Consider the following 15,341-nt stretch of genomic DNA (forward strand, 5'->3'; position numbering starts at 1 on the left):
AGTATGGCGATGGAGATCAACGTTCTGCTGGTGGATGATGAAGTGATCGATTTGGAATGGCTTAGACGGCGGGTGGCGGGCAGTGATCATTTGCCTTTGCATAGCGTGAGAACGGCAACTAGCGGTTTTTCCGCTTTAAAAATGATGGAGCAGCACCGCATTGACATCATTCTCTCCGATATCCGCATGCCGATTATGTCGGGCGTGGAATTTGCCCGGAAAGCGAAGGAGATTAACCCTGAGGTCCATCTGCTTTTTATTAGCGGACATCAGGATTTCAACTATGCCAAAGAGGCCATTCAATTAAATGCCTCCGGTTATTTGCTTAAACCCGTCGATGATGACGAGTTAAATAAGACGCTGACTGAACTCTGCGCCAAGATTGAGAAGGAGAGGAAGCAGCATATTTCCTTATCGGAAACACTGACGCTTGTGAATCAGGAGCTGCTGCTGCGCTGGTTTAATGAGACTGCCCCGGGGCAGGTAGAGACGCATATTCACAACGTTCTTACGTCTTACTTACAAGGCGCGTCGGCGGTTGCCATCGTCGAGATCGACGATATGGCACGGAAAATCCAAACTTGGACGGAAGAAGAGCGGAGTTTATGGAGCAGCACAGCTAATCAGTTTATCCGGAAGTTCGCGCAAGATCAAAATTTAGGCATGGTCATCACAACCTATGACTATCATTTTGTGATCCTTGCTGCGGTTCAGGAACAATATTTTACCACTTTGATGGAAGAGCTCATTCGGTCATTCTATCAGGAGTTTTCCTGTTCAATTACGATTGGAAGAGGGATGTACACAACAGAACTGGGTAAGCTGCATGATTCCTATCGGCAGGCTCAGGCTGCTTTAAGTATTAAATGGATTGTTGGGAAAAATAGAATCATCCAAGATGCCTCGGAATGGAGCCCGAAGGAAAAAATCGCCTCAGATTTAGAGGTTATTGTGGACCGGATGCTTAAAGCGATGCTTGATTACGACCTTACCACCATTGATGATTGTTTGCTGCAGCTGTTTGCCGGGGACAGTCCGCTCTCCCAGAAAAATGACATCTACGATATCATTATTCGAATTACCTCCAAGCTTCATGCCGATCTGCAGCAAATGAACGAGCATCTATACGAGATTTTGAATTGGGATTCACATCATCCCTTTGTGCTGTTTCAGTTTGAAACGGTGCATGATATTCTCTCTTGGCTGAGAAGAAGATTTTTTGAGTTGTCGGAGCTGCTTTATTTGAAACGGCAAAGACAAAAGCGGAAGTTAATTGATGAAATCACGGAATATGTGAAAGAAAGATTAGATCAAAAAATAACGCTGAACGAAGTGGCCGCCCATTTCGATTTTACGCCTAACTATCTCGGTCATTTATTCAAGGTTGAAACCAACAGTTTATTCAGCGATTTTTTAAGTGAATTACGGATGAAACGGGTATGTGAGCTGCTCGAAGATCCGACTAAGAAAGTGTATGAGATTGCGGAACAAGCCGGATATAAAAATATTATTTATTTCAACAGACAGTTCAAGCAATGCATGGGCATGTCGCCCGGAGAGTACCGGAAGAAAAATAAAATCTAACAAAAAAGCGGTGAAAATGAAAACCCGGCGATGATTTTTCGGTTATTGGAGAATCGCTGCCGGGTGTTTTTGGTCTGCCGGCTAACCTTTTTTTGTCGAATCGTTGAATTAGTATTATGTTTAGTTGTTTCGCTGAATTATCTAGGCGCCTTCGCCCTTTTATAATAAGAGATATAGAGAAGAGAGGGGTGCAAAGATGAAAGGGCATACATTTTGGAGCGATTTAAAGAATTATAGGGTTCTCTTGCTGATGCTTGCTCCGGCGGTTGCTTTTTTCCTTCTGTTTGCCTATGTCCCGATGGCGGGCATTATTATTGCCTTCAAGCATTACGATTATGCGGGCGGTATTTTTGGAAGTGCCTGGAACGGGCTCGACAACTTCCGCTTTTTCTTTGAATCAGGTGATGCTTGGCGGGTAACACGAAATACAGCACTATATAACATTGCGTTTATCGTCGTCAATAACAGTTTGCAAATTTTTGCAGCGATTATGTTGTTTGAGGTCGGTGGTAAATGGTTCCGCAAAATCACACAATCGGCGTTGTTCCTGCCTTACTTTATCTCATGGGTCGTTGTCGGAGCGATTGCTTATAACCTGCTCAATTATGATATTGGCACCGTGAATGCTTTGCTCAGAGGTATCGGACTCCAGCCTGTCGATATTTATAATACACCTTCCTATTGGCCGTATATTCTGGTTATAGTTTCTGCCTGGAAAAGTCTCGGATACGGAACGGTGATGTACTTGGCCGCGATTACGGGGATAGATACAGAAATGTATGAAGCAGCCGAAATCGATGGGGCTAATATTTTTCAGCGAATTATGAAAGTAACCATTCCGAATTTGTATCCAACGATTATTATTCTGGTGCTGCTGGCAGTCGGGAACATTTTCCGTGGTGATTTCGGGATGTTCTATAACATGATCGGCAACAACGGCTTGTTGTTCTCCTCGACAGACGTTATCGACACTTTCGTATTTAGGTCACTGATTACTTCGAATGATATCGGCATGTCAGCTGCAGCTGGTGTTTTCCAGTCCGTTCTTGGCTTCGCGACGATCATGTCAGTGAACTATGCTGTCCGTAAATACGACAAAGACCGCGCTCTGTTCTAATCGTATCAGGAGTTAAGTCTTTCATAATGGAGGTAACGATATGAAGCAACTTGATCGTAAAATATTTTCAGGTATTGGTTATGTATCCCTGATTTTTCTCTCAGTTTTATGTATTTTTCCTTTTATACTTGTCGTATCTTCATCCTTTACGGAAGAATCCAAAATCCTAACGGATGGTTATCAATTTATACCGACTGCCTTCTCAACTGAGGCCTACAGCATTTTGTTTAAGTATCCCGAACAGATGATTCAAGCCTATATAGTGACAATAGGAGTTACTATACTCGGCACGGTGCTTGGCTTGTTTCTGACTTCGATGACTGCTTATGCGCTATCCCGAAAAGATTTTAAGTGGCGCAATAAATTTTCATTCTTCTTTTTCTTTACAACTTTGTTTAGCGGCGGTTTGGTTCCGTGGTATCTGCTTATGGTCAACTACCTTCATATGAAGGATACGCTGATGGCCTTAGTGGTTCCAATGATGCTCAATGTCTTTTATATCATTGTTATGAAGTCTTTTATGGGCAGCATTCCGGAAGCGATTGTAGAATCAGCAAAAATTGACGGCGCAGGCGACTTTAAGATCTATGCTCGTCTAATCCTGCCGCTGTCCAAGCCGGCGTTAGCTACCATTGGCTTGTTTCTAGCGCTGGCCTACTGGAATGACTGGTACAATGCATTGCTGTTTGTATCGAATGAAAACTTGATGCCGCTCCAATATTATTTGTATAAAATGCTAGGCAATATGGATGGCATGCGCAAAGCGATGATGGGTGCAGGGGCAGTCGTAACGACATCGATCCCAACCGAGAGCTTGAAAATGGCGATGACAGTTGTGGCCACTGGCCCGATTTTGCTGGCTTATCCATTCGTGCAGAGGTATTTTGTCCAAGGTTTGACGATTGGTGCTGTGAAAGGATGAACCCGGGGAAACTCGGTTTATCAATATAATTAAACACAAGGGGGAAGGCTTGAGATGCTGAAGAGAAATAGATTGATGATGCTAGCGCTCGTTTTAACCTTCGTAATGATTCTAAGTGCATGTGGTGGTGGCAATAACAATGCTAATACGTCTGCACAGGCTACAAATAATGCGTCAGAGGGAGGAAGCGACACTACGAACACCTCAGAACCTGCAACTACCTCAGACACCCTTGATACCTCTAAAGAAGTGAAGCTGAAAATGATTTTTGTTGGCCCTAAACCGATAGACTATGATAGCGTTTTTGCTGAGATTAATAAAAAGCTGAAAGAAAAAATCAATGCTACTGTAGAGGGCGAGTTTCTGGATTGGTCGGACTGGGCACAAAAATATCCGCTGAAGCTGGCAGCTAATGAGGATTTTGACCTCATCTATTCGGCAAACTGGGCTGGTTACAATGACCAGGCGCTGAAAGGCGGATTCCTGGAATTGACCGATGAGCTGCTTACCCAATATATGCCGCAGACTTTAGCAGCTATGTCTGATGTGAGCTGGGATCAAGCTAAGGTAAACGGCAAACTGTATATGGTTCCGCAAAACAGAGGGGAATCCGTTGAAAAACTGATTTTGTACCGCGAGGATTTGCGTAAGAAATACAATCTTCCGGAGATCAACAGCCCAGAAGCGTATGCCACTTACTTGAAAACTATAGCACAAAACGAAAAAGGAATTACACCGTTCACCCCGGAAACAGGAGACTGGAAATATCATAATTTGGACCGTGTATTGCTGAAGCAACAAAACGAATGGAATATGTTTGATCTCGACCTTCCGTTTGCTTTCAAATTGACGGATGAAAAAGGGCAAGTATTTAACGTATATGAAACGCAAGAGTTTAAAGATCTACTCGTATATTACAAAGATCTCGCTGATAACAATGCATGGTCGAAAAACGTTCTAAACAGTAAAAATGATCATCAGGCCGATTTTAAAGCAGGCAAAACAGCATCGATTACGCACAACAACGGAACACTTGGAGCACTTATGGCTTTGATGCGCCAAGAGAATTCCCCTTATGAAGTAGCATTGGCTGACATCAACCAAGGCAAGAAGAAATCAGTGGCGATTTCCACCCAAAACGGTACTTCGATCCACGCTACTTCCAGAAATGTGGAACGTTCCTTGATGTTCCTCGATCTGATGCAAAATGATAAAGAACTGCACGACCTGATGATGTACGGCCTTAGCGGTGTACATTACGAAGCGGTTGGCGATGACAAATATAAAGCCCTTGAAAAGAATCCGAACTATACTGGCTTCTCTAACTGGAACTTCAACTCGCCACTTAACCGTGACAATGAAGCATTCCCGCAAGAAGCAAACGATCTGGCTAAAGGCTGGGAAGCAAATGTCTATCACTACGCGCTTGAAACCTTCGTATTCGATAACAGCAAAGTGAAAACGGAAATTGCCAACGTTGGTAACGTAATGCTCCGTTATGCGATTCCGCTCGAATACGGCGTAATCAAAGATATCGACAAAGGTCTTGAAGATCTGAACAAGCAACTGAAATCCGCGGGCATTGATAAAATCCAAACCGAACTACAAACTCAAATCGATGCTTTCTTGGCAAACAAATAAGCTACAGAATAAGGGAGACCTAACAGTCATCAAATGGCTGTTAGGTCTCCCTGTTTAATTGGGCTCATCCGCGGGTGAAGCCGCTATCGGACACAGTTGACCCTAATAGCAGCATTATCGCACTTTTGGAATACTAACGGACCTCATAGTCGCTATTAGCCTAAAACATGCCTAGAATGAAGCCCAAGATAAAGAATAGCTGCACTGGAGTCCGAAAGTCTGCTTTAAAGGCTGAAAATAAGTAAATAAAGTCACCTCGGTCCGTTAGGCAGACCAGAAACAAAAGGCAGCAACCCTTTTGCTAGGGAAATGGATACTTAGGGAGAACGGCTACTCTTTGTGAAAAGGAATAAAAAAGAAGAACCGGCATGAGCTGCCGGTTCTTCTTAATATATAATTTGCGCGCAATGAAATAACGTGATATTATGAGAAGACCACTGTTAATCTGCGTATTTTAGACAGATTTATTACATCTTATTTATACATTAATGATACCACGCGGATTGGCAGTTTGTCAAATTTGTATTTTTGCTTCTTGATAACAACCTTGAAAAGGAGCGTGTTAGTAAAAATGTTAAACGAAAAAGATTGGCAGGGAGAACAGAAACGGCTAGATTCGGTCACGGAAGAATTGCAATCAAAGATTGGCGAGCTGGAACCGGAAGTGACAGGATTACGTGAACAGGTGACGGACATCCGCAAGCGGTTTTGGGAGGAAGTTACGGTTAATACGAGCACACATGAGGATTTCGAGGAGACCTTTTACAGTATAAAACAGCAAGAAGCGTTGTTGTCTGAACGGGAACGTAGCCACCGCCAACGGCTGCTGCGTTATAAAAACATGAAACGGCTGCTGCCGTCACCCTATTTTGGACGAATGGACTTTCAAGAAGATGGGTTGAACTCCAGTGAGCAAATCTATATCGGGGTGGCGTCTTTCATCGATGCAGAAGGTGTAAACTTTCTGGTATATGACTGGCGGACACCTATTGCAAGTATGTATTATGACCATTCGCTAGGCCCCGCCACTTACGATACACCGGGAGGACAAATCTCAGGAACGATGATGCTGAAGCGGCAATACCAGATCCGTCAGGGTCAGCTTCAGAACGTGTTCGATACGAGCTTAACGATCGGTGATGAATTACTTCAGCAGGTGCTTGGTAAGGGTGCGGATTCACAAATGAAGAGCATCGTGGCGACTATTCAGAAGGAACAGAACGCTATTATCCGCAACGATAGTAGCCGTATGCTCATTGTGCAGGGAGCGGCGGGCAGCGGAAAAACATCCGCAGCGCTGCAACGGGTAGCCTATTTGCTATATAAACACCGCGATAGGCTCAAAGCGGATCAGATTGTTCTTTTTTCGCCTAATCCGATGTTTAACAGTTATGTATCTACGGTGCTTCCCGAGCTTGGCGAGGAGAATATGCAGCAAACAACCTTTCAGGAGTATATTGATTATTGGCTTGGATCTACGCTTCGTCTAGAGGACCCGTTCGAGCAGATTGAATATGTACTGACGTCCAAAGCTTCTCCAGAGTATGAAGCACGGCTAACTGGAATGCAGTATAAAGCTTCAGAAGCTTTTCTGCATGCTTTGCAAAACTATGCGTTGTGGTTAGGGCAGGAAGGGATGTTGTTTCATAGTATCCGTTTTCGGGACCGCGAGTTGATTACTGCGGAGCAGATGAAATCGCAATTTTACAGCTATGATAGCTCCATCCGTTTGGCTAACCGCATCGTTTTATTGCGTGAATGGCTACTGCGTCAGTTGGCTTCGCTGGAGCGTCAGGAACAGGAGGCATTCTGGGTTCAAGATGAACTCGATTACCTCGATACCGATCAGTATGCCGAAGCCTACAGTGAGATACTTAAGAAGTATCGGCGGGAGGAAGCCGTCTTTGATTTTACGACTCAGTATCTTGAGAACTATGGGGATTTTCCTAATCAGGATCAAGGGGAAGAGAATGTTTTTGACTTTGGTCTGCAGGAAGAAGAACTGCTGCGCCGCATGATTGTGAAGGAGCACTTTAAACCGCTGAGACGCGATGTCAAACGGTTCAAGTTCATAGATACGATTGGGTTATACGATCAGTTGTTTAGTGCCGACGCCAGTTATCGGCAAATGACGAACGAGACTGAGGTGCCTGCTCAGTGGCAGGAAATTTGTAAGCAAACAAAGGAAAAGCTGAGCCGCGATGAACTCTTTTGCGAGGATGCCACTCCATTCCTGTATTTAAAAGAACTTGTCGAGGGTACTCGTGTGAACACTGAGGTGCGGCATCTGTTTATCGATGAAGGCCAGGATTATTCGCCGTTCCAATACGCGTTTCTCAAACAGCTGTTTCCCCGCGCGCGCATGACTGTGCTCGGCGATTTCGGCCAAGCGATTTTCCCTCAAGCAACGAATTTGCACGAGGTGGATTCACCTTTGATCCGGCTTTATGGTGAAGATGAAACGAGCCTGATCCGTCTAATTCGAAGTTATCGTTCAACTCGTCAGATTGTGGAGTTTACGAAGGCATTACTGCCTAATGAGGAGATCGTACCTTTTGAAAGAGAGGGTAAGAAGCCGTTCCTAGTGAACGCTAGTAGCGATGTAGAGCGGGCGAAAAGAATTAAAGAAGATCTCGCGGCGCTGATGGCTGAAGGGCTTGACTCTATTGCCGTGATTACCAAGACTGCAGCTGAAAGCCGTGCGGCCTATGAAGAATTAAAGTCACAAGGATGCGAAGCTCTGCGGCTCATTACGAAGGAGACGCTCACTTTTGAGAAAGGCATTTTAGTAATTCCCGCTTATCTCGCAAAAGGGGTTGAATTCGACGCCGTACTGATTTATGATGCTTCCACACAGACGTATGATCGGGAAAGCGAACGCAAGCTTTTTTATACAGCCTGTACGCGTGCGATGCATCGGCTTCTGCTGTACACAACAGGTGATTGGTCACACTTTATTCAGCCGTTAGAGGGATCTTTATATGAGGTAGTGCAATGAGATTGGAGAGATAAATGAAAAGCATATTGTATAAGTATATGAGTAAATTTACATCTCTTAACGAAGTGGAACAGCAGGATATTGTTGAAGGTATTCCTATTGAGGAATACAAGAAGGGAACGGTACTCCTTAGACAAGGAGACGTTCCCTCAAAATGTTTTTTTGTGTTAAAGGGATGTGTGAGGCAGTCCTCGGTAGATGAATCGGGCAAAGAAGTCACATCTAATTTTTATACGGAAGAGCAAGCGGTTTCGATTTTTAATCGGCATCAGGAGAGTAGACCCTCAGCGTACACCTTAACCTGCCTAGAAGACAGCATATTGGTGGTTGGTGATCTTAATGCGGAACAGGATATGCTCCATAAACACGCTCAGCTGGAAACCATGATACGCAAAATGGTAGAGGAGAACTTGGGTGAGGTTCAGGATGAGTTGACTTCCTTTATTGCTTCCAATCCTGAAGAACGTTACAAAGCCTTGTTACAAAAAAGACCTCATTTACTTACCCGTGTCCCCCAACATCAATTAGCCAGTTATTTGGGGATTACGCCAGAGTCATTAAGTAGAATTAAGAAGCGGGTTCATTCCGGTGATGAATAGCAAAATCGTTATACACTTTTGGGGATTTTTCCACCTCTAAGCAGTAGCCATATCCCAAAGCCTAGTTCTCCTACAATCATAGGAATAGTAAAAATAAAATTAAGTGTTGTAATGACTGCCTCATATTGTGGGAGAAACATTTTGCTTAGATGAATGATAATATAGCCTATTGAAGCAAGCAGCAGCAAGATGCTGATTACTTTAGGAATGACATCGGATTTTAAAGCCACATAGCCCACTATTAACAAATGCCCGCCAAAAACGACCAGCCCCATAGACCAAATGAATTGAAATGCATCCAGAAATAACATCATAAATGCTTGAGTTTGTTCGATTGTTAATGAGGAAAAGCCATTTGTGTTTCCCGTGAGCAGCAGCACAAATATCAAAGTTAATATAGAGATTGCCAATATAGCGGAATAGGTTAGACGGAGCCATGCGCCAAGTAATGAAAGATTTTGGTTGACGGGTTCTAGAAACACATAAAACGCCCAGGCGACCAGAATGTCAGTAATCATAATGATGATCCAGCCCAAGATTTCCCCTTTGAAAAGATTGTTGGAAGATACGATGTTAATAAATGTGGCACTGGCATCGCCTTGCACAACAAGAGTCCCATGGACAAAGCCATATGAAAAAAATGAGGCGAGGGTCATGATGATCAGTGATATTCCAGCTGTTAAAGCGGACTTACGCTGGTTCGATAGGTCTTTTTCTGAGATAGCCATAAGATAGCCTCCTAAAGGACTTTTATTTCATTGTAATTAGGAGTACTATGGCGGGCATTGACTTAAATCAAGACTCTGAATTTAATCAAGCGAAGTAAGTATCACTGTTATTGCGTTATCAACAAAGGATCGCTCCGGGCGGGATTTCAAGAGTACAGTAAGCCCTATTAGCGATACGATTAGTGCTTGTGCCAAGGCCTTCGCATTTACACCACCCTTAAGCTCACCTGATTGTATACCGCGTTCAATAGTTTCTTGAAATATAACCGATAGATACATTTGGTGTTCTCTTGTAAGAATCTCGAACTTCTCATCATGAGGTGCCAGCTCGACCATTGTATTGATGCAAAAACATCCTCGGTTCACACTGCCTGCATACTCCTCCGCCACCACATCTTCAAAAAAACTACGAAAGGCTTTTTTCGCGGATGGATTGCTTTGAAGTTGGGCTCGGACACGGGAAGCATGGGACATCGTGTATTTACGTAGCGCAGCTTCGAATAATTCTTTTTTGTCTCCAAAAGCTGAGTATATACTGGGGCGTTGAATGCCCATTCTGGAAGTTAAATCGCTTAATGAAGTAGCCTCATATCCCTTCTCCCAAAATAACTCCATAGCTGATTCTAATACTTTTTCCTCGTCAAATTCGCGGGTTCGAGCCATTATTAACACCCCTCGTTATATTTGATTTCAATAATTTATTACCGAACAGTATTTTATAATACTAGAACTAGTCGTCTATATTGTCAAATCAAAATCGGTAGAATCAAATATTTATGTTGACACACACCATTTTGTAAGATAAATTTACTGAGCACAATAACATACTGATCAGTATGAAATATGTTTGCGATTTAAATTTAACAGAGAAAGGGTGTATCCAAAATGCAGGGGACTAAAGAAAAGCTTTCGTCACAAGAGACGCATACGCCATCTGATTCTATTCATGCTTCCTCGATGCCTCGGTATATGACACTTTTGTTTGCCGTTGTCTGCGGGATGTCGGTTGCAAACATCTACTTTGCTCAACCGTTGCTTGATCATTTGTCGAAAGAATTTGGTATTGATTATTCAACCATTGGTATTCTTATTACTATCACGCAGATTTTTTATGCAGTAGGGCTGTTACTGCTCGTGCCACTAGGAGATTTACTGAATCAGCGCCGCCTGATTATCGGCCAGATGTTATTATCTGTGGTAGCTTTGATTATCGTGGGTACTGCCTCTTCCAGCACGGTACTATTCGTAGGTATGGCCTCAGTGGGACTACTCGCTGTTGTAACGCAGACGCTTGTTGCGTTCGCGGCGACAATGGCTGCCCCTGCCGAACGCGGGCGAGTCGTAGGCATGGTCACAAGTGGAATTGTGATTGGAATACTTCTTGCGCGATCCATTTCAGGAATACTTACAGATCTTGCAGGTTGGCGTTCCGTATACCTTTTTTCTGCTGCTTTAATGCTTTGTATGGTGTGTACATTATTTAGGGTGTTGCCAAATGTGGAACGTGAGGTAAAAACACTGTCATACGCTCAGCTGCTTAGCTCAGTGTTTATGTTGTTTGTACAAGAGAGAGTATTGCGTATCCGCGCTATTCTGGCTTTGTTGATTTTTACTGCTTTCAGTATTCTGTGGACTTCTGTGGTCTTGCCTCTTAGTGCTCCGCCGTTATCACTTTCACATACTGCAATTGGGGCATTTGGTCTGGCGGGAATTGTGGGAGCATTAGCTGCTGCACGGGCGGGAAAGCTAGCGGATCAGGGTCATGGACAGAGAACGACAGGCATAGCCTTACTTCTATTGTTGATTTCATGGTGGTTTATCAGTTTTACCGAGCAGTCGCTGTTGGCATTGGTCATTGGTATTGTTCTGCTTGATTTGGCGGTGCAGGCGGTGCATGTCACCAATCAAAGTATAATACTTACCTTGCGCATGGAGGCACGTAGTCGGCTCACCGCAGGGTATATGGTTTTTTACTCCATTGGAAGTGCTACCGGATCGATTGCTTCCACTCAAATCTATTCTCACTATGGCTGGAACGGGGTATGTTGGCTTGGAGCTTCTGTTAGTGCTGTGGCTTTTTTATTTTGGGCTTTAACCTTGCGTGCTACGAATGCCGCGTTGCAACGGCGCCCTGCTTGGAAATAATCGGGGCAAGTCCATAAGGGTGGAGGTTCCGTTTTCCGGGCATGTTATTTAAAACAGGTTTGGGAGGGGATAAGGATGTCTAGAAGAAACAGGAAATATGCAGTGCCGGGAGCCAGCCGCGGAATGCAAATTTTTAAAGCGGAAGTGATGCGGCGCGAGGGGTATGATGTAGATCCGGAGCGGCCTGATGATGTGAAATACGAAGTTGCAAAAGAACTGGGTGTCCCTTTGGAGCGCGGTCAAAATGGTCATTTGAGCACAGAATCGGTGGGCCAGATCGGCGGTAAAATTGGTGGATCGATGGTCCGCGAAATGATTCGTCTCGCAAAGCAACAATTAGTGGATCAGGAAAGGCAGTAGCATTTTTCTAATTTATGTTGCAGAGATCGCTGGAGGCGGTTTTCGTCCTATATTGTATGGGACTGAGGCCGTCCTTTCGGTGTTTGCGTTATTTTATATTTGTATAGTAAAAAAATTCCTGAAATTCCCTAAAACAACCTGATTCATGGTAGAATTTTACCGATGTTCCACGGTATAGTGGAGAAGGATATATCATCATTCAAGTCTGTAGTGGGAGAGGAATTATCAGATGAATCAGAGATATCGCAAACGCAACACGGCTGCTTTTACGGGGGCATCGTATTTTGCATTGGGGGCAGGACTTTTTCTATTCTGTTTGGGAGTGTACAACGACACTTGGGAGCTAAACGTAAAAGGGTATTATTTGCTCTGTATGGTGTTAATTACGATTTCCTGTATCGTTGTGCAAAAGGTGGTCAGGGACAATACAGAGGATAAAGAATTTCGTTTGGATAACCCTAAACACAGGATGAGAAACACAGGGGCCTTCACAATTATGGCTTTTGTGGGTTTGATTATCGGGTATGCGATGTTTTTTATTGGCCTTTACAATGCTCCATTTGAATTAAATGTAAAGGGGTATTACATAGCTGTTATTCTCTTGATTTCTTATAGCGCTATTGGCGTTCAGAAAGTGACACGGGATAACGCGGAAGATAACGAGATTCTTGCCGAGCAAGAGGCGAGACGGGACATCCAAGGGTAAAGAGGGATATATCCAGCTTTCTCGCTGGCAACAGCAGGCTGCTTCAACTTTACTTACCATCATAAATTGTAAACAGGAGCTTCGTGAATTCACGGAGCTTCTTTTTATTTTTTGAAATAGCAGCAATAATCTTGCGGATCTGAACATTATGAGGACTATTTGTTAGAACAACATCCTTAGTTTGGATTGTTTTTTACTATACGGTTCTCTATACTCTTCATAATACTTGAAGTAGGAGTGGATAATGGATGATCCGTCTGAAGGATATAGGGAAGTTCGAGGAACTGCCGCAAATGGCCATGCATATTTACAATGGAAATATTCCGCAATTAGAGGCTGCCATTAGAGCAGGCTGGGATATTGAAGAGGGAATCGTCCTTAGCCAATATACTACGTTAACCCCGTTAGCTTTGGTGCTTATATCAGAGAGAATGGATGTCATAAAGCTGCTGGTACAGCACGGTGTAAATCTGAATGTGAAGAATAATCCGGCTTTTTTGTTCGCGGTTCGCTATTGCAAAGAAGATATCGTCCGCTATATTGCAGCACAAGGGGCCAAACTGGACAAGCTTAATCAGGTCAAGTCAGGTGCATATTCGCAGGCCTACTATGGCAACAAAAACAATATCCCGCTCATACATGAGCTAGGATTAGATATTAAGCAGCATGGTGGGGCTGTATTACGCAAAGCGGTGTCAGATCACGACCTTAAGACCGTTGCTTATTTACTGGATCATGGGGTGGACATTAATTACAACAATTCCGATATGGTCTATCCTTATCAAGCCACTCCGTTAACAGTTGCCACAAGAATGGGTAATCAAGCGATGGTACAATATTTGATTGAACGTGGCGCAGACGTTACCTTGGCGGAAAAAGATGGCGATCGCCCTTACACCATTGCTGTGAGCAATAAGAATACAGCTTTGGCTGACTTTTTGAAATCGTTAGAGCCGGCTGAATTTCATGATATCGAGAATAAGAAGTTTGAGCTGAGAAAATATAAATTGTCTGATGAATTGGTTAGCTTTCTTACTGGAACAAAACTGCGTCTTGAGCTAACACAAAATGAATATGAAATTAGATATATCGACTTTTTCACATTAACTGATACCATTGAAATAAAAATCGGCCGGCAAAAGCTGCTCCGTCTGTCAGCCGATATAGATAATTACTCTGATCTGCTGCTTATGTGGAATCCGAAGAAAAAAGGCCTGATAGGCTGTTACGACGTGGAACATCAGACGTACGCGGATTTATGTAGTTTTGCAGATTTTCTCACGCAACCGGAGATATACCTCATTAATTTTCTTGAAGGAACATAGTTGTTAATATCTCATGATCTGTCTATTTCTTTTGCAGGAATCATTCTATTCGTCGTTGAATATATCCCGGTAACCGTATTACGTATTCAAAATACGTAGCCACAGGAGGAGAACAACATTGAAATCGATTACCGTTCAAAGCCTTACGGAAACGTTTAAGCTGGAAGTGCTTGCGGGTGCTAGCTGCATGGACCGCGAGATCACTCGCTCTAAGACACATAGACCTGGCCTGGAGTTCGTGGGTTACTTCGACTTTTTCCCCATGAAGCGAGTACAAGTGTTGGGTCGTAAAGAAATCAATTATCTGCTAAAGCTAAGCGTTGAGCAACGCAAGTTACATATTGGCAATATCGTTAAGTATCATCCCCCATGCTTTATTGTGACGACGGGTCAGCAGGAGATTCCCTATTTGACTTTATTCTGCGACCAAGAAGGTATACCACTACTTCGGACGGAAGAGACGACGTCAGAGTTCATCGCAAAGATTGATACTTATCTGGTGAAGGCGCTGGCGCCAGAACTTTCAATTCATGGAGTGTGTGTGAACGTGTCTGGCATAGGTGTCCTATTGAGAGGCAAGTCCGGGATCGGAAAAAGCGAAACCGCTCACACGCTCATTAGAAGAGGCCATCGGTTTGTGGCCGATGATATAGTTGTGCTTAAGAAGCTGGGACCGGCGACGCTTCTCGGCACGCATAATGAAACGACCCGTGAATTCCTAGCACTGCGCAGTATTGGTCTGATCAATGTTGTACGGCAGTACGGGCGTAGAGCTTTTCAGGAAGAGACACGAATTGTACTCGACATCGAGTTGTCACCATGGCGGGAGAATTCCTTGAATAATGAGCTCGAAATCGAACCCCAGTTCACAGACTATCTTGGCGTGCAAATTCCGCATATTGAAGTTCAGCTTCAGCCTGGCCGCGACGTGGCTGGCCTGATCGAAGCGGCTGCGAACAATTGGTACCTTAAGCAGCTTGGCTATAGTGCCGCTGAAGAGTTCCTGCAGAGGATCGAAAACGGGATGCAGTCGTAAAGGCAGGATAGAAAGCAGCAATTATAGTTACCATAATTAAAATGGTTTTCTGTATACGAAAAACAGACCGCAGATAAATGCTGCGGTCTGTTTTTCACAGCAAAAAGGGAAGTTGCTTTTTGATTGATAGGGCTAGGACATGTGTTATTGGCTGGGCATAGGTTAGAAATGGTATAATTT

At 43.8% G+C, this 15,341-nt stretch carries 13 protein-coding genes and 1 pseudogene; 12 read left to right on the plus strand and 2 right to left on the minus strand.

Annotated elements, in window-relative coordinates:
- Positions 1-3: 3 nt before the first annotated feature.
- The 6 genes from MKY14_RS27535 (at position 4) to MKY14_RS27560 (ending at position 8,861) form a co-directional block, all read left to right on the plus strand.
- Positions 4-1,584 (plus strand): response regulator, encoded by a 1,581-nt coding sequence (locus MKY14_RS27535; protein WP_305953987.1) that lies wholly within the window; start codon positions 4-6, stop codon positions 1,582-1,584.
- A 196-nt stretch (positions 1,585-1,780) separates the two neighbouring features.
- Entirely contained in the window at positions 1,781-2,701 is a 921-nt protein-coding gene (locus tag MKY14_RS27540) for an ABC transporter permease (protein ID WP_036682339.1), read from the plus strand.
- 40 nt (positions 2,702-2,741) lie between these two features.
- A complete protein-coding gene (locus tag MKY14_RS27545; protein WP_076124225.1) occupies positions 2,742-3,623 on the plus strand; it encodes a carbohydrate ABC transporter permease in 882 nt (293 codons plus the stop codon).
- Positions 3,624-3,677: 54 nt separating this feature from the next.
- Positions 3,678-5,264 carry an ABC transporter substrate-binding protein gene (locus MKY14_RS27550; RefSeq protein WP_076276301.1) on the plus strand — a complete coding sequence of 529 codons (1,587 nt, stop codon included), beginning with the start codon at positions 3,678-3,680 and terminating at the stop codon, positions 5,262-5,264.
- A gap of 571 nt (positions 5,265-5,835) precedes the next feature.
- On the plus strand, positions 5,836-8,262 hold the full coding sequence (gene helD / locus MKY14_RS27555) for an RNA polymerase recycling motor HelD (protein WP_340977779.1): 2,427 nt from the start codon (positions 5,836-5,838) through the stop codon (positions 8,260-8,262).
- Positions 8,263-8,276: 14 nt separating this feature from the next.
- Entirely contained in the window at positions 8,277-8,861 is a 585-nt protein-coding gene (locus tag MKY14_RS27560; protein ID WP_076301525.1) for a Crp/Fnr family transcriptional regulator, read from the plus strand.
- 8 nt (positions 8,862-8,869) lie between these two features.
- Here MKY14_RS27560 and MKY14_RS27565 read toward each other — a convergent pair whose 3' ends face one another.
- Both MKY14_RS27565 and MKY14_RS27570 read right to left on the minus strand, forming a co-directional pair.
- On the minus strand, positions 8,870-9,589 hold the full coding sequence (locus tag MKY14_RS27565) for a DUF4386 domain-containing protein (RefSeq protein WP_076301524.1): 720 nt from the start codon (positions 9,587-9,589) through the stop codon (positions 8,870-8,872).
- Positions 9,590-9,670: 81 nt separating this feature from the next.
- The gene (locus MKY14_RS27570; protein ID WP_076179252.1) at positions 9,671-10,252 is read right to left on the minus strand and encodes a TetR/AcrR family transcriptional regulator; all 582 of its coding nucleotides are present in this window, start codon (positions 10,250-10,252) and stop codon (positions 9,671-9,673) included.
- 294 nt (positions 10,253-10,546) lie between these two features.
- Here MKY14_RS27570 and MKY14_RS27575 point away from each other — a divergent pair, with 294 nt between their 5' ends.
- The 6 genes and pseudogenes from MKY14_RS27575 (at position 10,547) to hprK (ending at position 15,161) form a co-directional block, all read left to right on the plus strand.
- Positions 10,547-11,734 carry an MFS transporter gene (locus tag MKY14_RS27575; RefSeq protein WP_076301575.1) on the plus strand — a complete coding sequence of 396 codons (1,188 nt, stop codon included), beginning with the start codon at positions 10,547-10,549 and terminating at the stop codon, positions 11,732-11,734.
- A gap of 75 nt (positions 11,735-11,809) precedes the next feature.
- Entirely contained in the window at positions 11,810-12,094 is a 285-nt protein-coding gene (locus MKY14_RS27580; RefSeq protein ID WP_340977781.1) for an alpha/beta-type small acid-soluble spore protein, read from the plus strand.
- A 229-nt stretch (positions 12,095-12,323) separates the two neighbouring features.
- Positions 12,324-12,506, plus strand: a pseudogene (locus MKY14_RS27585) (YiaA/YiaB family inner membrane protein); the annotation flags it as partial.
- 57 nt (positions 12,507-12,563) lie between these two features.
- Positions 12,564-12,800 (plus strand): YiaA/YiaB family inner membrane protein, encoded by a 237-nt coding sequence (locus MKY14_RS27590; RefSeq protein WP_305953524.1) that lies wholly within the window; start codon positions 12,564-12,566, stop codon positions 12,798-12,800.
- A 248-nt stretch (positions 12,801-13,048) separates the two neighbouring features.
- The gene (locus MKY14_RS27595) at positions 13,049-14,125 is read left to right on the plus strand and encodes an ankyrin repeat domain-containing protein (RefSeq protein WP_340977783.1); all 1,077 of its coding nucleotides are present in this window, start codon (positions 13,049-13,051) and stop codon (positions 14,123-14,125) included.
- Positions 14,126-14,243: 118 nt separating this feature from the next.
- Complete coding sequence (hprK, locus tag MKY14_RS27600; RefSeq protein WP_340977786.1) at positions 14,244-15,161, plus strand: HPr(Ser) kinase/phosphatase; 918 nt, start codon at positions 14,244-14,246, stop codon at positions 15,159-15,161.
- The last annotated feature ends 180 nt before the right edge of the window (positions 15,162-15,341 follow it).

The sequence above is a fragment of the Paenibacillus sp. FSL R5-0887 genome (genome assembly GCF_038002305.1).
In the GTDB taxonomy this organism is placed as follows: Bacteria; Bacillota; Bacilli; order Paenibacillales; family Paenibacillaceae; genus Paenibacillus_AQ; species Paenibacillus_AQ odorifer.

Coding starts and splice junctions, on each gene's coding strand:
- helD (WP_340977779.1), top strand. CDS start 5,836: ATGTTAAACGAAAAAGATTGGCAGGGAGAACAGAAACGGCTAGATTCG.
- MKY14_RS27575 (WP_076301575.1), top strand. CDS start 10,547: ATGCCTCGGTATATGACACTTTTGTTTGCCGTTGTCTGCGGGATGTCG.
- MKY14_RS27595 (WP_340977783.1), top strand. CDS start 13,049: ATGATCCGTCTGAAGGATATAGGGAAGTTCGAGGAACTGCCGCAAATG.
- MKY14_RS27580 (WP_340977781.1), top strand. CDS start 11,810: ATGTCTAGAAGAAACAGGAAATATGCAGTGCCGGGAGCCAGCCGCGGA.
- MKY14_RS27560 (WP_076301525.1), top strand. CDS start 8,277: ATGAAAAGCATATTGTATAAGTATATGAGTAAATTTACATCTCTTAAC.
- MKY14_RS27565 (WP_076301524.1), bottom strand. CDS start 9,589: ATGGCTATCTCAGAAAAAGACCTATCGAACCAGCGTAAGTCCGCTTTA.
- MKY14_RS27540 (WP_036682339.1), top strand. CDS start 1,781: ATGAAAGGGCATACATTTTGGAGCGATTTAAAGAATTATAGGGTTCTC.
- MKY14_RS27550 (WP_076276301.1), top strand. CDS start 3,678: ATGCTGAAGAGAAATAGATTGATGATGCTAGCGCTCGTTTTAACCTTC.
- MKY14_RS27590 (WP_305953524.1), top strand. CDS start 12,564: ATGAGAAACACAGGGGCCTTCACAATTATGGCTTTTGTGGGTTTGATT.
- MKY14_RS27545 (WP_076124225.1), top strand. CDS start 2,742: ATGAAGCAACTTGATCGTAAAATATTTTCAGGTATTGGTTATGTATCC.
- MKY14_RS27570 (WP_076179252.1), bottom strand. CDS start 10,252: ATGGCTCGAACCCGCGAATTTGACGAGGAAAAAGTATTAGAATCAGCT.
- MKY14_RS27535 (WP_305953987.1), top strand. CDS start 4: ATGGCGATGGAGATCAACGTTCTGCTGGTGGATGATGAAGTGATCGAT.